Annotated in this window: 17 protein-coding genes, 1 rRNA gene and 1 riboswitch; of the genes, 5 read left to right on the forward strand and 13 right to left on the reverse strand. The window is 69.5% G+C overall.

The window, feature by feature from the left end:
* Positions 1 to 10 precede the first annotated feature (10 nt).
* Positions 11 to 1024 (reverse strand): biotin synthase BioB, encoded by a 1014-nt coding sequence (bioB, locus tag ACFVVM_RS30645; RefSeq protein ID WP_387625410.1) that lies wholly within the window; start codon positions 1022 to 1024, stop codon positions 11 to 13.
* A gap of 146 nt (positions 1025 to 1170) precedes the next feature.
* On the opposite strand from bioB, the gene ACFVVM_RS30650 reads away from it, so the two are divergent.
* Positions 1171 to 1755: a TetR/AcrR family transcriptional regulator C-terminal domain-containing protein gene (locus ACFVVM_RS30650; RefSeq protein WP_387625412.1), complete on the forward strand. Its 585-nt coding sequence runs from the start codon at positions 1171 to 1173 to the stop codon at positions 1753 to 1755.
* 34 nt (positions 1756 to 1789) lie between these two features.
* Here ACFVVM_RS30650 and ACFVVM_RS30655 read toward each other — a convergent pair whose 3' ends face one another.
* Complete coding sequence (locus tag ACFVVM_RS30655) at positions 1790 to 2560, reverse strand: DUF6597 domain-containing transcriptional factor (protein WP_387625414.1); 771 nt, start codon at positions 2558 to 2560, stop codon at positions 1790 to 1792.
* Between the two features lie 62 nt (positions 2561 to 2622).
* On the opposite strand from ACFVVM_RS30655, the gene ACFVVM_RS30660 reads away from it, so the two are divergent.
* Entirely contained in the window at positions 2623 to 3201 is a 579-nt protein-coding gene (locus ACFVVM_RS30660; RefSeq protein WP_387625416.1) for a TIGR03086 family metal-binding protein, read from the forward strand.
* Positions 3202 to 3323: 122 nt separating this feature from the next.
* On the opposite strand, the gene ACFVVM_RS30665 is transcribed toward ACFVVM_RS30660, so the two are convergent.
* From ACFVVM_RS30665 to ACFVVM_RS30685, 5 genes are all read right to left on the reverse strand, one after another.
* Entirely contained in the window at positions 3324 to 4514 is a 1191-nt protein-coding gene (locus ACFVVM_RS30665; protein WP_387625418.1) for an MFS transporter, read from the reverse strand.
* Positions 4515 to 4941: 427 nt separating this feature from the next.
* Positions 4942 to 6291, reverse strand: a complete 1350-nt coding sequence (locus ACFVVM_RS30670) for an LLM class flavin-dependent oxidoreductase (RefSeq protein ID WP_387625420.1) — start codon at positions 6289 to 6291, stop codon at positions 4942 to 4944.
* Positions 6288 to 7046 carry an ABC transporter ATP-binding protein gene (locus ACFVVM_RS30675; protein WP_387625422.1) on the reverse strand — a complete coding sequence of 253 codons (759 nt, stop codon included), beginning with the start codon at positions 7044 to 7046 and terminating at the stop codon, positions 6288 to 6290. The genes ACFVVM_RS30670 and ACFVVM_RS30675 overlap by 4 nt, the downstream gene beginning before the upstream one ends.
* The gene (locus ACFVVM_RS30680) at positions 7022 to 7882 is read right to left on the reverse strand and encodes an ABC transporter permease (protein WP_387625424.1); all 861 of its coding nucleotides are present in this window, start codon (positions 7880 to 7882) and stop codon (positions 7022 to 7024) included. The genes ACFVVM_RS30675 and ACFVVM_RS30680 overlap by 25 nt, the downstream gene beginning before the upstream one ends.
* Positions 7882 to 8973 (reverse strand): ABC transporter substrate-binding protein, encoded by a 1092-nt coding sequence (locus tag ACFVVM_RS30685; RefSeq protein ID WP_387625426.1) that lies wholly within the window; start codon positions 8971 to 8973, stop codon positions 7882 to 7884. The genes ACFVVM_RS30680 and ACFVVM_RS30685 overlap by 1 nt, the downstream gene beginning before the upstream one ends.
* A 189-nt stretch (positions 8974 to 9162) precedes the next feature.
* A riboswitch (cobalamin riboswitch) is annotated at positions 9163 to 9226 on the forward strand.
* A 54-nt stretch (positions 9227 to 9280) separates the two neighbouring features.
* Here ACFVVM_RS30685 and ACFVVM_RS30690 point away from each other — a divergent pair.
* Genes ACFVVM_RS30690 through ACFVVM_RS30700 form a run of 3 tightly spaced genes read left to right on the forward strand, consistent with a single transcriptional unit; the run spans position 9281 to position 12254 of the window.
* A complete protein-coding gene (locus ACFVVM_RS30690) occupies positions 9281 to 10315 on the forward strand; it encodes a FecCD family ABC transporter permease (protein WP_387625428.1) in 1035 nt (344 codons plus the stop codon).
* Positions 10312 to 11226 carry an ATP-binding cassette domain-containing protein gene (locus ACFVVM_RS30695; RefSeq protein WP_387625430.1) on the forward strand — a complete coding sequence of 305 codons (915 nt, stop codon included), beginning with the start codon at positions 10312 to 10314 and terminating at the stop codon, positions 11224 to 11226. Before ACFVVM_RS30690 ends, ACFVVM_RS30695 begins: the two co-directional genes overlap by 4 nt.
* Positions 11223 to 12254, forward strand: coding sequence for an ABC transporter substrate-binding protein (locus ACFVVM_RS30700; protein ID WP_387625432.1), 1032 nt, complete (start codon positions 11223 to 11225; stop codon positions 12252 to 12254). Before ACFVVM_RS30695 ends, ACFVVM_RS30700 begins: the two co-directional genes overlap by 4 nt.
* Before the next feature lie 24 nt (positions 12255 to 12278).
* On the opposite strand, the gene ACFVVM_RS30705 is transcribed toward ACFVVM_RS30700, so the two are convergent.
* The 6 genes from ACFVVM_RS30705 to rrf all read right to left on the reverse strand — a co-directional run.
* Complete coding sequence (locus ACFVVM_RS30705; RefSeq protein WP_387625434.1) at positions 12279 to 12746, reverse strand: SRPBCC domain-containing protein; 468 nt, start codon at positions 12744 to 12746, stop codon at positions 12279 to 12281.
* A gap of 35 nt (positions 12747 to 12781) precedes the next feature.
* Positions 12782 to 13978 carry an ROK family protein gene (locus ACFVVM_RS30710; protein ID WP_387625436.1) on the reverse strand — a complete coding sequence of 399 codons (1197 nt, stop codon included), beginning with the start codon at positions 13976 to 13978 and terminating at the stop codon, positions 12782 to 12784.
* Between the two features lie 25 nt (positions 13979 to 14003).
* Positions 14004 to 15242, reverse strand: a complete 1239-nt coding sequence (locus ACFVVM_RS30715) for a sugar ABC transporter permease (protein ID WP_387625438.1) — start codon at positions 15240 to 15242, stop codon at positions 14004 to 14006.
* Positions 15239 to 16003: an ATP-binding cassette domain-containing protein gene (locus tag ACFVVM_RS30720; RefSeq protein ID WP_387625440.1), complete on the reverse strand. Its 765-nt coding sequence runs from the start codon at positions 16001 to 16003 to the stop codon at positions 15239 to 15241. Before ACFVVM_RS30720 ends, ACFVVM_RS30715 begins: the two co-directional genes overlap by 4 nt.
* Before the next feature lie 82 nt (positions 16004 to 16085).
* Positions 16086 to 17165 (reverse strand): sugar ABC transporter substrate-binding protein, encoded by a 1080-nt coding sequence (locus tag ACFVVM_RS30725; RefSeq protein ID WP_387625442.1) that lies wholly within the window; start codon positions 17163 to 17165, stop codon positions 16086 to 16088.
* 209 nt (positions 17166 to 17374) lie between these two features.
* A 5S ribosomal RNA gene (gene rrf, locus ACFVVM_RS30730) occupies positions 17375 to 17465 on the reverse strand; the annotation flags it as partial.

Genomic DNA, 17465 nt, shown 5'->3' on the forward strand with positions numbered 1-17465 from the left:
GTCCACGAATCTACAGCGTCTCGTTGAGTGCCTTGATCGGCATCTTCAGCTCGCCGAGCAGATCCAGGTCCGATTCGGCGGGACGGCCGAGGGTGGTGAGGTAGTTGCCGACGATGACGGCGTTGATGCCGCCCAGGATGCCCTGCTTGGCGCCGAGGTCACCGAGGGTGATCTCGCGGCCACCGGCGAAGCGCAGGATGGTGCGCGGCAGCGCGAGCCGGAACGCGGCGACGGCCTTGAGCGCCTCGGCGGCGGGCAGCACCTCGAGGTCGCCGAAGGGGGTGCCGGGGCGCGGGTTGAGGAAGTTCAGCGGCACCTCGTCGGGCTCGAGCGCGGCCAGCTGCGCGGCGAACTCGGCGCGCTGCTCGATGGTCTCGCCCATGCCGAGGATGCCGCCGCAGCACACCTCCATGCCCGCCTCGCGGACCATCCGCAGGGTGTCCCAGCGCTCCTCGTAGGAGTGCGTGGTGACCACCTTCGGGAAGTGCGACTTGGCGGTCTCGAGATTGTGGTTGTAGCGGTGCACGCCCATGGCCGCGAGCTGGTCGACCTGCTCCTGGTTGAGCATGCCCAGCGAGCAGGCCACCTGGATGTCGACCTCGTTGCGGATGGCCTCGACACCCGCCGCGACCTGGGCCATCAGGCGCGCGTCGGGACCGCGGACGGCGGCCACGATGCAGAACTCGGTGGCGCCGGTCTTGGCGGTCTGCTTGGCCGCCTCGACCAGGCTGGGGATGTCGAGCCAGGCCGCGCGCACCGGCGACTGGAACAGGCCCGACTGCGAGCAGAAGTGGCAGTCCTCGGGGCAGCCGCCGGTCTTGAGGCTGATGATGCCCTCGACCTCGACCTCGGGTCCGCACCACTTCATCCGCACGTCGTGGGCGAGTTCGAGCAGTGCTTCCAGCTGGTCGTCACCGAGGCGCAGCACCTCGACGGTCTGCTCCTCGGTGAGGCCGACGCCGCGTTCGAGCACCTGCTCGCGGGCGATGGCCAGAATGTCGGTCCGGACGGGTGCCTGCGTCACGACGTGATGTCCCTTCGTCGGGGTACGCACGGCCGACGGTGTGATACACCCGGCGTAGCCATGCAACTTGAACGGTGTTCAGGATAGGGTAGCGGCTACGAGTGAGTCACGACACTCGGGTCGACGAATCGGACGGAAGGACGCACGTGCACCTGCGGAAAACGGATGTGGTCGATGCCGCCATCGCGATCCTGGACCAGTACGGTCTGGCGGATCTGACGATGCGCAGGCTCGCCGGGTCGCTGCAGGTGCAGCCGGGCGCGCTGTACTGGCACGTCAAGGACAAGCAGACGCTGCTGGGCGCGGTCGCCGACCGGATTCTCGCGCCGATGGACGAACCGGTGGCCGCCACCGACTGGCAGGGCCAGCTCACCGAATCGGCCCATCGCCTGCGCGACTGCCTGCTCGCCTACCGCGACGGCGCCGAACTGGTCTCGGCCACCTACGCCTCCCGCCTGACCACCAGCAAGGCACGGGAACGCCTGGCCGGCATCGTGATTCGCGCCGGAATGACCAGGGAGGAGGCCGAGCTCACGGCCTACACCCTGCTGTACTACGTCCTCGGCCAGACCGTCGACGAGCAGTCCCGCATGCAGATGGACTCCGCGGGCGCCCTGCCCGCCGAGTCCACCCCGCTGCTCGAAACTCCCGACGCCACCGCCCGATTCGACTTCGGCCTGCAACTGTTCGTCGCCGGGGTGCGCAGCATTCTCGGCACCCGCGTGCGCTGAACTCGGGCACTGCCGAGCAAGGGGGACGGCGTGGTCATCCGTAGCGCTGGGCGTAGCTGGTCGGCGGTTCACCGAAGATCGTGCGGAAGTCGCGGCTCAGATGCGCTTGATCGGCGTAGCCCAGCCCGACCGCCAGTGCGGCCCAGTCGATCTCGATGCCCGCGGCCATCCGTTCGGTGATCTCGTGCAGCCGGTAGCGGCGCACCACCCACTTCGGGCCGATCCCCACGTGCTCGGCGAACAGTCGCTGAACCCGGCGGGTGCTGGTGCCGAATCGCTCGGCGAGGGCATCGACCCTGGTCACCGTGGGGTCGTCGGCGATGGTGGCGACCATCCGCGCCGCCAGCTCGGCTCGCGTGTCCAGAGCGGGCAGGTGCGCGCCGAGGAAGCGTTCGACCGTGTCACGGTCAGCCGCCGACATCGCTGCACCGAGGTCGGTCGGCACCGGTGCCGAATCGAAAATCGTTGTGGCGTCCACCCTTCGATCGCGGAGGGCGGCGACCGGTCCACGCAGGAACGGACCGAACATGCCGGGCCGAAAGGCCACTCCGAACACCGAACCCGCGCCGGCGAGTTCCCGGTACACGTGCGTCGAGGAGGGACCGTGCACTTCGCCGTGACCCTCGCGGAAGGTCAGATGGACGTTGGGCAGTGGCACGACCACCTGTCGATAGGGCCGCTCGTAGTTCCAGTCGACGGCCCAGTACCGCTCGACATAGCGCGCCAGTTCCCCGGACGGCGCCGCGAAGCTGTGGCGTTGCGCCGACCGCCACGCCCCGCCCAGTTCCCGCGCGTCGCGCTCCACGCCGCGAGTGTATGTCGCGTTTGTTCAAGACAGCCGCCACGTCGCGGTGGTTACCTCGGTGTATGTCCGAAACCGAACGCGTAGCGCTCGCCGCGACCCCACTGTCGAAGCTCCTGCGCACCATCGAACCCGCGCACCTGGCCGCTTCCACCCCCTGCGCGGAATTCGATGTCCGCGCACTGCTCAACCACCTCCTGTACTGGGGACCGTCGCTGGTCGGCGCCGCTCGCAAAGAAGCCGTCCCCCCACCCGCACCCACCGAATCCGGTATCGACCTCACCGCGGGCGACTGGCCCGCCGCCCTCGACACCCACCTCGACGAACTCGCCACCGCCTGGCGCAACCCCGCCGCCTGGCAGGGCACCACCCACATGGGCGGCCCCACCGAACTCCCGGCCGCACTGGTCGGCGGCATGGTCATCGGCGAACTCGTCGTCCACGGCTGGGACCTCGCCCGCGCCCTCGACACCACCCCGACCTGGGACGACGACCTCCTCCGCTACGTCCACGACGAAACCGCCGCCACCGCCGACCAAGGCCGCCAACTGGGCATCTACGGCCCCGAAGTCCCCGTCCCCCCGACCGCACCCCTCTTGGACCGCATCCTCGGCATCACCGGCCGCGACCCCGCTTGGTCCTAGGCGACACCGACGACCTCGCCCGGCTCAGGGCACGACGGCGCTGCCCGACCGATTTCGATGCGGTCGTCGACTGGCCTGCGCACCCACCGCGTCCACGGCGCGATCCTCCGGGCAGTGCCGCCTTACCCGCTGTCCACCGACTCCGACTTCGGTGCAGGCTCACGCACCGAAGTCTGCGGTGCGGGCAACCCGGGGAACCAGCGATACATCGCCGCCGCGCCACCCACCCCGGCCACCGACATCGCGACAGCCGCCGCGCCGAGGACGGTGACCGCGCTGATCGCACCCACCGCGATCGGCCCGGCGAACATGCCGATGTCATGGGTGAGCCGCCAGGCACCGAGGAACTCGGCACGCTGGCCGGGCGGGGCGACATCGGCACCCACGGTCATGATCACCCCGTTGCTCAGCCCGTTGGCGAAGCCCAGCAGCACCGCGACCGCGGTCAACCCGGCGACCGAGCCCGCGAAGGGCAGTGCCGCGTACCCGGCGGCGAACAGGATCATGGCCGGAACGCCGATGGCGCGACGGCCGTAGCGGTCGAGCCAGATACCGGCCGGATACGACATCAGCACGTCCACCGCGCCCGCGATGCCGAAGATGATGCTGGTGGTGGCGGCATCGGCGCCGACGTGCACCGCCCACAGCGGCAACAGCGACTGCCGTGCCGCCCGTGCCGCACCCATGAGCAGCGCGGCGAGCCCGAGCGTGCCGAGCAGCCTGCGATGCTCGACCACGACCGAACGGATGGTGTGGTCGCTGACCACGGCGGGCGTGCCTTCGGGCTCCGGCATGACGAGCACCAGCGCACCCGCGATCAGCATGGCGACGAGCTGGATCCACAGCCCACCGACCGGACCCAGCCAGTGCACCACGCCCGCACCGACGAACGGCCCGGCGAAGAACCCGAACCGCATCCACCCGGCCAGCGCCGAGAAGGCCCGGCCGCGATCGGCACCCGGCACCACGGCCACCACATAGGTCTGCCGAGCCAGCCCCCACACCGCACCCGCCGCACCGTTGATCAACAACCCGAGCGCGAACACGGCGATGGTCGGCGCAAGGATGGCGACCAGCAGTCCGAGGGCGGAGACGAGCGAACCCACCGCGATGGACTTGCGCTCCCCCAACCGCGCCACCAACCAGCCCGCGGGCAGATCGCCGAGAATGAGGCCCAACCCCATCATCGCGACGACCACACCCGCCGTCCCCACCGACGCCCCGAGCTCGAGCGCGTGCAACGGCAGCATGGGAGCCGCTGCCCCCGAACCGATCCCGTACACCGCCGACGGCACGAACACCGCCAGCGCCATCGACCGCAACCTGGTCCGCGGCGGCCCCGACTCCGCCACCCCGGCTCGCCCTCTCATCCCCACGACGCCACCGGCCAACGCATCCCGACACCTCTCGCCACTCCACCTCGCACCGCGGGCACACCTCTCCGCCCACCGATGCCGTCCCGGCGCGAACCCCGCACGGTGCCGCGGTAGTTCACCTCGGCCCGACCCGACCACTCACCTCGGCCGATCAGCTCATCGCCACGGCCGCGCACGACAACATGCCGGAATCCGCCACCCGACGTGCCAGGCCCGTCGCCGATCCGACCCCGCAACCTGACGCGACCGGACCGGACAGTTCGTACACCGCGCAACGCGATGCTCACCCCGATCCGAGCGGGACCGAGCCCGTCCGGTCGCGCGGGTTCCCCCCAGCTGACCCGGCTACAACAACACCCCACCCTCATCCCGCCAGCGCGGCACTGCGGGCGAACCGGCTCTCGGGTCGGGCCAATCCGAAGTGGTCGCGCAACGTCGTACCGGTGTACTCGGTACGGAACAGCCCGCGCTCCTGCAGGATCGGCACCACCGTCTCGGCGAACACCTCGAGCCCACCGGGGTAGTACGGCGGCATCACATTGAACCCATCGGCCGCCCCCTGGGTGAACCACTCCTCGATCGTGTCGGCCACCTGCTCGGGCGTGCCTGCGAAGACTCGATGCCCGCGCGCTCCGGCGAGCCGGTGCAGCAACCCACGCAGGGTCGGCCGTTCCCGCTCGACGATCCCCGCCACCACCTGCAGCCTGCTGCGCGCGTTATCGGTGACATCACCGGCCCCGGCGAAGGCCTCCACCGGCACCGGCTCGTCCAACGCGAACGAACGCAGCGAGGTCCCGGTGATGGATTCCAGCTGCTTGAGCCCGTATTCGGGCACGGTCAACTCGTTGAACTCACGCTCGAGCTTCAACGCCGCTTCCTCGGTGTCGGCGATGAACGGGCTGATCCCGGGCAGGATCTTCACCGCCGAGGCATCGCGCCCGAACTCGGCCGCCTTGCCCTTGATGTCGGCATAGAACGCCTGCGCGTCCGACAGTCGCTGATGGGCGGTGAAAATCGCCTCGGCGTACTTGCCCGCGAAGGCCCTGCCCTCATTGGAGGCCCCGGCCTGCACCAGCACCGGATGCCCCTGCGGAGTCCGTGCGGAGTTGAAAGGCCCACGCACCCGCAGGTGTTCGCCGACGAAGTCGATCGGGTGGATCCGGTCCGGATCGGCGTAGACGCCCGCCTCGCGGTCGAGCAGGATCGCGTCGTCCTCCCAGCTGTCCCACAGCGCGACCACCGCGTCGACGAATTCCCGTGCGCGCGCGTAGCGTTCGGCGTGATCGGGATGCCGGTCGAGCCCGAAGTTGGCCGCCGCCAGGTCGGTCCCGGTGGTGACGATGTTCCAGCCCGCCCGCCCACCGGAGATGTGGTCGAGCGAGGAGAACAGCCGCGCCAGGTTGTAGGGCTCGTAGTACGTGGTCGACGCCGTGGCGATCAACCCGAGATGGGTTGTCGCGGAAGCGATCGCGGTGAGCAGAGTGATCGGTTCCAGACCGGGCGCGGCATTGTGGCGCACATCGGTGCGCAGCGCGGGACCGTCGGCGAAGAACACCGCGTCCAGCTTCGCCGCCTCCGCGGTGCGGCCGATCTCCTGGTAGTAGGTGACGTCGTAGATCCGGTCGGGCCTGCTGTCGGGGTGGCGCCAGGCCGCCTCGTGATGCCCGGACGGATAAATGAACGCGTTGAGACTCAGTTGCCGTGGTGCACTCATGACGCCTTCTTCACTTCCTCGATCTCGGTTTCCACGCCCAGCCCGGCCAGCAGCACCTCGCGCAGGCGGATGAACTCCGGATGCGCGTGCTTGCGGGGGCGCGGAATGTCGATGCGCTGGTCGATCGCGATGCGGCCCTCGTCGAGCACCAGCACGCGATCGGCCAGCAGCACCGCCTCGTCCACGTCGTGGGTCACCAGCAGCACGGCGGGCCGGTGCAGCTCGCACAGGTCCTGCAGCAGCACGTGCATGCGGATGCGGGTGAGCGCGTCCAGCGCGCCGAACGGTTCGTCGGCCAGCAGCAGTTCCGGTTCCCGCACCAGCGAGCGCGCCAGCGCCACCCGCTGTTGCTCGCCACCGGAAAGCTCACGCGGCCAGGCGTTCTCGCGCCCGGCCAGCCCGACCTCGGCCAGCGCCGCCTTCCCGCGCTCGGCGGCGTCGCGCCCGGTCAGCCCGAGCACCACATTGTCGAGCACCCGCGACCACGGCAGCAGCCGCGAGTCCTGGAACACCACGGCCCGCTGACTCGGCACGGTCAGCTCACCGGAACCCGGTACCCCGCCGTCGAGTTCGGCCAGCGCGCGCAGCAGTGTGCTCTTGCCGGAGCCGCTGCGCCCGAGCAGCGCCACGAATTCCCCGCGCCGGATGTCGATCTCGATGCCGTCGAGCACGATGCGGTCGCCGAAGCCGCGGGTCAGCGCCTTGGTGCGGACGACGACGCCGTCCTCGCTCAGTCGCCCAGAGTCTGTCGCCATGCCAGCGCCTTCCGTTCCGTTGCCCGCACGGCGAGGTCGCCGAACAGGCCGAGCAGTCCGTAGATCACCAGTCCGACGACGATCACGTCGATCTGGCCGTAGGTGCGTGCCTGGGTCATCAGGTAGCCGATGCCGCTGGTCGCGTTGACCTGTTCGACGACGACGAGCGCCAGCCAGGAGATGGTCACCGCCAGCCGCAGCCCGAGGAAGAACCCGGGCAGCGAACCCGGCAGCGCGATCCGCCGCACGAAACCCCACCGTGACAGGCCGACGGTCTCGGCCAGTTCCACGTACCGGGCGTCGACACTGCGCAGATACGCGTGGGTGTTGATGTAGACCGGCACCAGCACGCTCGTGGTGATGACGATCAGCTTCATCTCCTCGCCGATCCCGAACCAGACGATGAACAGCGGGATCAGCGCCAGCGTCGGAATGGCGCGCTTGATCTGGACCGGGCCGTCGATCAGCGCCTCGCCGAGCCTGCTGAGTCCGGCCAGCAGCGCGAGCACCACACCGATCACCACGCCGAGGACGAGGCTGATGCCCGCGCGCTGCAGCGAGGTGAGCAGATTGGACTGCAGCCTGCCGTCGGCGATCAGATCACCGGCGGTCTGCGCGACCGTCCACGGCGCGGGCAGCGTCTCGGGGTCGATGGCACCGATCGCCGAGCCGAGCACCCACACGCCGATGAGCAGTCCGGGCCCGAGGGCGAAGCCGAACGGAATCGGCTTGCCCGGTCCCAGTTTGCGGCGGCCCCTCGTCCGCGGCGCGAGCGCCTCGACGGGCGCGGTGTTGCCCCGGAGCCGCCGCAGCACCCCGGCATCGATGGTGGCCATCAGCTCGTCGCCGGCGCGAACGCCGCCCCGCTGCTGGTGACCGCTTCGGTGACCGCGTCGTCGAAGCGCAGGTCGAAGCCGTCGGAGGCCTTGATCTTCTTGGGCAGTTCACCCACGGCGTCGATCGCGTCGATGGTGCTCTGCTGCCGGGCGACCAGCGTCTCGTCCAGGTGCGGGAAGGTGTAGGTGCCCAGCGATTCGACGATGCGGGTGGCGTCCTCGGCGCTGACCTTCTGGCTGTCGACGTAGTAGCGGGTGGCCCATTCCTCGCCGTGGGTGTTGGCCCACTGGTAGGCCCGCACGAACGCGCCGACCAGTTCACGGGTGGCGGCGGCCTTGGCCGGATCCTGCACCACGGCGCGACGCGCGTAGAGGTAGGCCAGGCCGCTGTAGATGCCGGTGGTCTCCGAGTCCGGGATCAGCGAGGCACCCTCGGTGCGCAGGAAGCGCGTCACATTGGGTTCGATCAGGGGCGCCACATCCACCTGACCGGTGCGGACCGCGTCGGGGAACTCGGCCAGCTGCAACCGGATCAGCTCGACGTCACCGGGCTCCAGCCCGGCCTTGGTGAGCGCCTTGAGGATCGCGGCCTGCTGCGCGGTGCCCTCGGCGTAGGCGATCTTCTTGCCCTTCAGGTCGACCAGCTTGCTGATCGACTGCCCAGGGGCGACAGCGAGTTTCAGTGCCTGCGGATTCGTCTGATAGGAGGCGATGATCGGCACGTCCTGACCGGCGGCCAGCGCGTGGATCGGCGGTACATCGCCGACCTGGCCGACATCGGCCGCCCCGGCGCGGAACGCCTCGAGAATGGCGGGCCCGCCGACGAAGTTCGCGAATTCGATCTTGAACGGGAGCTTGTCCAGCTCACCGGACAGTCGCAGCACGCTCTGCAGCCGCTCGCTCTGGTCGGCAACGACCAGCGTGGTGCCCGGCGGCACCTCGGTCGGCAGCGGGGTGTCCGGGGTACCGACCGGCTGATCGCCCCCGGTGGAGCAACCGCTCAGGCCGAGGGTCGCGAGGGTCGCCACCGCGAGAATCGCGGCGGTGGCCCGGCCACGGAGGCCGGGCAGGAAGGAAGTCGGTCGGTGCATGATGGGATTGAAACAAGCTCACGGTGCGCCGAATACCTTTAGCTTTAGCCTGATTCGAATCCACAACGCGATTACCTGCGACGATGCCGCACCGGGTGCCGCGAACCCACCGACACGCACCGTCCCGCCCGGCGCCGAAGTGACGCCGGTCACCGCGATAGAGTCAGGACGTCAACCCCCGGCGGGTGCGGGAATCCGGTGCGAATCCGGAACGGTCGCGCCACTGTGATCGCCCCACGGCGAGAGTCAGACCTCCCTCTCCGGGCACCCGCCGAAAGGGCCGCGTCTTGCCTGTGGAGAAGTCGCGATGATCCGTGCCAGGACATCGCTCGTCCTGCCGTTGCTCGCGGCCCTGCTGCTGATCGCGATGATCGGCGCCACCGGTTTCGGCGCGGAGATCATCCCCGTGCGCGCGGTACTCGACACCCTCGGCGCCCGCCTCACCGGCGCGATCCCCACCGATCCGGGCACCGACACCATCGTCTGGCAGTTGCGGGTGCCGCGCACCCTGCTCGCCGCCGTGGTCGGCGCCGGACTGGCACTCGCGGGCGCGGCCATGCAGACGCTGGTGCGCAATCCGCTCGCCGATCCCTATCTGCTCGGGGTGTCCTCCGGCGCCGGTGTCGGCGCGGCCGCGGTGATCACCTCCGGCCTGTTCGCCGGTGCGGGCATCTGGGCGCTCTCGGGTGGCGCGCTGCTCGGCGCCTTCACCGCCGCGACGCTGGTGTTCTTCATCGCCGTGGCCCAGGGCGGTCTCACGCCCCTGCGCCTGGTCCTCACCGGCACGGTGCTCGGTTCGGCCTTCGCCGCGTTCAGCAGCTACCTGGTGTTCCGCAGCTCCGACCCCGCGGCCGCCCAGTCGGTCCTGTTCTGGCTGCTCGGTAGCCTGGCCGGCGCCGACTGGACCAAGCTCGCCCTCCCGCTGACCGTCGTCGCGCTCTGCGCCGGGCTGCTCATGACCTACGCCGGCTGGCTCGACGCGCTCACCCTCGGCGCCGACACCGCGTCCTCGATCGGCGTGCCGGTCGACCGGCTGCGCATCGCCCTGTTCGTGCTGCTGGCGATCCTGGTCGGTGTGCTCGTCGCGGTCTCGGGCGGCATCGGCTTCGTCGGCCTGGTAGTCCCGCACGCCGCGCGTCTGCTGGTCGGCCCGCGTCATCGCGTCCTCCTACCCACGTGCGCGCTGCTGGGTGCGCTGTTCCTCGTCATCGCCGACGCCGCGACCCGGGTCCTGGTCCGCCCCACCGAGATTCCGGTCGGCGTCCTCACCGGCCTGATCGGCGCCCCCACCTTCCTGCTGCTGATGGGCCGACGCCGCTACCAGTTCGGTCCGGCGTCATGATCGGGCGCGGCCGCCGCCACCGCACCGAGCCCGAGCCCGGTCCCGGCACTCAGCCATCGGCCGCTGAGTCCGCCCCCGGCACGCAACCACCGACCGCTGAATCCAGCACCCAGCCACCCACCGCCGAATCCGCGCCGACGCGAGGTGCCATCGAGGTCGACGACCTCACCTGCGCACTCGGCAGGCTCGACATCCTCACCGACGTGCGGTTCTCGATCCACCCCGGCGAGACCGTCGGCATCGTCGGCCCCAACGGCAGCGGCAAGACCACCCTGCTGCGGGTACTCGCCGGTGTGCGCGCCCCAGCGCGCGGCCGCGTCCTGGTGGACGGCCGGGAGTTGCACGCGCTGAGCCACCGGCACCGGGCCGCCACGGTCGCCCTGGTCGCCCAGGACGAGATCCCACCCGCCGACATGCTGGTCGGCGAGGTGGTGGCCCTCGGTCTCACTCCGTACCTGCCGCCGTGGGGCGCGGGCGCACCCAGAGAACAGCAGCAAGTGGCGCATGCTCTCGCGGCGGTGGACCTGGCCGGTTTCGAGGCCAGACCGGTCCAGCGACTGTCCGGCGGCGAACGTCAGCGGGTCCTGCTGGCACGCGCCCTGCTGCAGAACACCCCGGTCCTGCTCCTGGACGAACCGACCAACCACCTCGACATCACCCACCAGCTCGAACTCCTGCGCCTGATCGGCGGACTCCGCCGCACCGTCGTCGCCGCCCTGCACGACCTGGCCCTCGCCGACCGCTACTGCGACCGAATCATCGTGGTGCACAACGGCACCACCCGCGCACCGGAACCCACCCTGTCCCCCGACGTCGTCGCCGAGGTGTTCGGGGTCGACGCGACCCGTGTCCGCCACCCCGGCACCGGCGAAGACCACCTGTTGATCACCTCCCGAGAGGCCACCCGATGAGAATTCCCGGCGTCATCGTCACCACCACCGCACTCGCCGCCGTCCTGACGGCCTGCTCCGGCACCACCCCGGCGGCCACCGACACGCTGACCGTGCGCAACTGCGGCAAGGACACCGCCTTCCCGGCCCCGGCCCAGCGCATGTTCGTCAACGACGGCAACCTGATCTCCATGGTCCTCGCCCTCGGTGCCCAGGATCAGGTGGTCGCGGTGTCGAGCGTCCAGCGCGACGCAGGCACCTTGCGCGCGCACTACGGTGCCGACGTGGTCGACGGCCTGAATTCCGTTGCCCCCGAATACCCCTCGCGCGAGACCGTGCTCGCCCAGCGCCCCGATGTGATGGTCGCGGGCTGGAACTATGGCTACGACGAGGCGAGCAACCTGACCCCGGCCTCGCTCGCCAAGGACGGCATCGCCGCCTATGTCCTCACCGAGAGCTGTCGCCAGGAGGACGGCGCCGCCGCCCGCGGCACGGTCGAGCCGTGGACCGCGCTGCGCACCGACCTCACCGATCTGGGCGCGATCACCGGCCGTACCGACCGGGCCGCCGAGGTCACCGCCGACCTCGACCGTCGCCTCGCCGCCCTCGAAGCGGCACCGAAGCCCACCACCGCCCCCACCGTCTTCCTGTTCGACAGCGGCACCGACACCGTCTACTCCAGCGGCAAATTCGGTGCGCCACAGGCGATCCTGGAAGCCGCGGGGGCCCGCAACATCCTCGACGACGTCGCCGACACCTGGACCAAGGTCTCCTGGGAACGCGTCGTCAGCGCCGATCCGGACGCGATCATGTTCGTCGACTACCCGGGCCAGACCTACGAGCAGAAGGTCGAACTGCTGCGCACCAAGCCGGGCATCAACAATCTCCGGGCGGTCCGCGATGCCCGCTTCCTCAACCTGCCCTACGCGCTGTGGACGAGCGGACCGTTGAACGTCGACGCCGCCGAACAGATCCGCAAGCAACTCGAACAGTGGAACCTGGTGCCCGCCTCCGACATCACGCCCGAGGCCGACGACGCCATCCGCTGACCTCGCCGCGGCCGGGCGGGGCGATCAGTCGACCGTGCCCCGTTCGGCCAGCGCCACCAGTTTCGTCAGGGCCGCCCGCCAGCCCTCGTCGTTGAGTTCCTCGGTGAGTCCCGGCGGCACCCCCTCGTGCAGCGCGTCGAGCCGGGTGCCGCCGTCGTCGTCGGTCAGGGTGAAGGTGATGGTCTGCGCACCCGACATCTCCGGCTTCTCCGTCACGAACTCCAGCACCTCGACCACCTGCTCGTCCGGGACGAGCTCGAGGAAACGCCCGTAGTAGGCGTAGTGCGCCGGTGTCGGCTTGTCGGGCGGGGCGTCGGCGTTGTCGGCGAGCGTGATCGAGAAGGTGCCGCCCACCTCGGCGTCGAACCGGTGCACCCGGCTGGTCATTCCCGCGGGGGCCAGCCAGGTGCCCACCGCGTCGCCGTCGAGCAACAGTCCGTACACCGTCGCGCGCGGTGCGTTGATGTGCGTACCGAACCTGGTGATCGCCATCACTTCACGATAGTCGCCGAACCGGCGCCGATCGATCACCCGCCGGAGCAGCGGGTCAGCGTCTGCAACGGGTCGGTCAGCAGCTCGGCGAAGGCCAGCTCGGCGGCCCCGACCAGCGGCGCGTCATCGGCCAGCGCCGAGGTCCGCAACCGCACCCGCTCCCGGACCGCGAGCAGCCCGTTCACCGCCAGCCTGCTGCGGACCTGGGCGGCCGAGGCCAGATAGATCTCGCGCAGGACACCACCGAAGACGACCATCGTCGGGTTGAAGATGTTCACCAGATTGGACACCCCGTACCCCAGCCAGTCACCCACCTGGTGCAGCGCGTCCCGCGCGGTCGCGTCACCGCGGGCGGCCGCGTCGACGATCGCCTCGACCGCCGCCCGGCCGGACAGATCGGTGCGCCCCGCCGCCGCGATCAGGGCCAGCTCTCCGGCCTCGGCCTCCAGGCACCCCCGCGAACCACACCGGCACGCCCGGCCGCCGGGATTGACGATCATGTGCCCGACCTCGCCGCCGTAGCCACCCTCCCCGCCCAGCAGCGTGCCGCCCATGATGACGCCGCCGCCGATCCCGACCTCACCGTGCAGATAGAGCAGATCGGCCACCCCGGCGCCGACACCGCGCTCGCGTTCGGCGATCGCGCCGAGATTGGCGTTGTTGCCCACCGCGACCGGCCTGCCGAGCCGCTCGGACAGCTTCGCCCCGACCGGCACGTCGACCCAGCCGATGTTCGGTCCGTACCGGACGACACCGTCACGCTCGCGAACCATCCCGCAGAACGCCAGCCCCACTCCGACGCACACGGTGTCGGCCCCGGCCGCGTCGATCGTGGTCTGCGCCATCACGGCCAGCGCGGCGATCACCTCGTCGGGATCGAAAGTCGCGCTGTCTCGCGGGGTTTCGTGCCGATCGAGGACCACCCCGCCCAACCCGACCCGGGCCACCGCGAGCCGGTCGGCCCCGACGTCCAGCGCGAGCACATACACCCGCTCCGATTCCGGTCGCACCACCAGCGACGGCCGCCCGGCCTTGCCCGTCTGTCCCGGCAGCTCCTCGCGCACCAGCCCGGCCGCGACGAGGTCATTGGTGAGCGCCAGGATCGTGCTGCGGTTCAACCCCATTCGCTCGGCCAGCTCGGTGCGCGAGAGCGGACCACCCACGTGCACGTGCCGCAGCAGCACGGCGAGGTTGCGGCGCCGGATCTCGTCCGGGGCAGGTGCTGCTCTCATCCGGCCCAGCCTTCCCCGTCGATGGTCAACTTCCAGGTAGCGAACGCTTGCGGGACAGCGCGTCCACCCCCGCCGCGAGCAGCAGAACAAATCCTGTCACAACGAATTTCGTGCCCGCGCTGTAGCCCATCAGCCCCATCCCGTTGTTGATCACCGCGACCACCGCCGCGCCGAGCACCGCGTCCAGCATCCGGCCGCGACCACCGAACAGACTGGTGCCGCCGATCACCGCCGCGCCCACCGCGGTCAACAGCACATCGGACCCGCCGGTGTTGGGATCGACGGAATTGGCCCGCGAGGCGGCGATGAACCCGCCCACCGCCGCCATGGTCGAACACAGCACGAACGCGCTGATCTTGATCCGGTCCACCGGAATGCCCGCGCGCCGAGCCGCTTCCACGCTGCCGCCGACCGCGTAGACATGCCGGCCGAACGAGGTGCGGTTGAGCACGAACGTCCACAGCAGCAGCAACGCGATGATGAGCGGCACCACGATCGGCATGCCCTGCAGCGAGTTCACCTCGGGATTGCGGCTGCGCTCGTCGTTGAGGACGAGCACCGCGACACCCGCCACGATCGCGACCGCGGCGATCCGCACGGTGATCACCGCCGCGGTCTCCCCGGTGAGACCGAGTTTGGTACGCGCCCGCAACTTCCGGTACTGGATGAGCGCGAACCCGGCCAGCAGCACCGCGTACATCACCCACCCGAGCAGCGGCGGCACATTCTTGTTGGCGATCGCCAGGATCGTCGGGTCGTGGATGGAGATGTTGCGGCCGTTGTCCATGATCTTCAGCGCCACACCCTGCAGCGCCAGGAACGCGGCCAGGGTCACCACGAACGAGGGCACCCCGATCTTCACCACGATCGCGCCGATACACAGCCCGATGGCGACACCGACCAGCAGCCCGACCAGCACGGCGGAATACCAGGGCCAGCCCTTGTCGGTGAGCAGTACCGCGAGCACCGCGGCGCACACACCGCTGGTGAAACCGGCCGACAGGTCGATCTCGCCGAGCAGCAGCACGAAGATCAGCCCCATCGCGATCACCGCGATGGCCGCCCCCTGGGTGAACAGATTCGCGATGTTGCCCTGGGTCATGAACACCGGCCGCGCGGCCCAGAAGAACAACGAAAGCACGACCAGCGCGATGACCGAGGGCAGCGCGCCCATGTTGCCGCCGCGCACCCGCGCGACATAGGAATTGACCAGGTCGGCCACCGGCGAGGCAGGCGCGGTGGTCTTGTCCAGCACGACGTTCATGCGTGCCCTCCGATTCCGAGACTCCCGCTGCGACCCGCGGTGATCAGTTCGACGACCTGTGAATGGGTCACGTCCGCGGTGCGCACCTGCGCGGCCATCCGCCCCAGGTACAGCGCGGCGATCCGGTCGGACACCGCGAAGACATCGTTCATGTTGTGCGAGATCAGCACCACCGCGAGACCTTTGTCGGCCAGGCGGCGCACCAGTTCCAGCACCTGCTGGGTCTGGGCGACACCCAGCGCCGCGGTCGGCTCGTCCAGGATCACCACTCTGCTGTTCCACAGCACGGCCTTGGCGATCGCCACGGTCTGGCGCTGTCCACCGGACAGGCTTGCCACCTTCTGCCGCACCGAGGTCACCGTCCGCACCGACAGGCCGGCGAGCGTGCGGCCCGCGAGTTCCTCCATGCCGTACTCGTCGAGCACGATGCCGTGCTTGCGCTCGCGACCGAGGAACATGTTCTGCACGATGTCGAGGTTGTCGCAGAGCGCGAGATCCTGATACACGATCTCGATGCCGAGCTCCGCCGCGTCCCGCGGATTGCCGATGTGCACCGGCTTTCCGTCGAACAGCACCTCCCCCGCGTCGATCGGATGGGTCCCGCCGATGCATTTGACCAGCGTCGACTTGCCCGCGCCGTTGTCGCCGACCAGTGCCGTCACCTCACCGCTGTAGGCGGCGAACTCGACCTCGTGCAGCACGTGGACCGGGCCGAAACTCTTGTCTATCCCGCGCAATTCGATGAGCGGCGTGTCCGTCATGGGTGAACTCCTGAGCAGGGGCGCACCCGCCGCGATCCGCTGTCGGGACCGCGGCGGGCGCTGGCCCGGGTTGGCTGACGAATCAGCTGATGCCGTTGTCGGCGCAGAGCTTCGCGAACTCACCCGCGCACAGCTCGGCCTTGTCGACGAAGCCGTCGGCGACCACGTCGTTGACGTTGTCCTGGAAGATCGACTTCGGCTCCAGCAGCACCGCGGGCACTTTCGTGTTCGCCTCGGGATCGTCGACCGTGCTGTTGGTCTCGCCCTGCTCGCCACGAGCCAGCGCGATCGCCAGCTTCGCCCCCGCGTCGGCCTCGAGCTTGATGTCCTTGTAGACCGTCATGCACTGATCACCCGCGAGCACGTTCTGCAGTCCCTGCACGGTGGCGTCCTGCCCCGTCACGGGGATCTGCCCGTTGAGCTTCTGCTTCTTCAGCACCGCGATGGCGGCATTGGCCAGCCCGTCGTTCGCCGCGACCGTCCCGCCCAGATCCGGCGTACCGGTGAGGATCTGCTCGAAGATGGTGCCCGCCTTGGTGTTGTCCCACTCCGGCACCGCCTGATCCGGACCCTTCACGAACTCACCCGACTCGAACCTCGGCTGCAGCGCGCCGTCGTAGCCGTCCTTGAACAGCGTCGCGTTGTTGTCGGTGGGCCCACCGTTGAGATAGGCCACCACCGGCTTGACCGCCTGCTTGTCGGCCAGGCACTTCGCGAGCCCGTCGCCCATCAGCTCGCCGACCTTCACATTGTCGAAGGAGACGTAGTACGGGGCGCCGCCACCGAGAGTCAGCCGGTCGTAGTCGATCACCGTCACGCCCTGTGCCTTGGCCTTCTGGATCACCGCCTTACCGGTGCCGCTGTCCAGATTCGTGATCATCAGCACCGAGGCGCCGTTGGTGATCATCTGGTCCGCGATCGTCTGGAAAGCGTTCTTGTCGCCCTGCGCGTTCTGGATGTCGGCCTTGATCCCCGCGTCGTCGAACGCCTGCTGTAGGTACTTGCGGTCCGCCGTCTCCCATCTCGCCGAGGTCTTGCTGTCCGGCAGGATGACGCCGATCTGGGCGCCGCTTCCCGAATCCGTGCTGTCGTCCCCGCAGGCAGTGAGCGAGGTGAGAAGTGCGACCGATACGGCCGCGATGCCGAGGATCCCCTGACGCATGAGGGTGAGCCTTTCGAGCTGGAACGAATGTTGTTCTAGACAACATATTCCACCGTGACCCAGCCCACAGCGGATTGGGTCAGATATTTGTTGTCAGAGATAACAATCCAGCCACGAGCGAAAGTGCAAGGCTCGCAATGCAATCCCCGGTGGGGGTGGACAACGCAAAAAGGCCCTCCAGCAATGCTGGAGGGCCTTTCGCAATGATGTTCCGGCGGTGTCCTACTCTCCCACACCCTGTCGAGTGCAGTACCATCGGCGCAGGTGGCCTTAGCTTCCGGGTTCGGAATGGGACCGGGC

This window comes from Nocardia sp. NPDC058176 (genome assembly GCF_042883805.1).
GTDB lineage: Bacteria > Actinomycetota > Actinomycetes > Mycobacteriales > Mycobacteriaceae > Nocardia.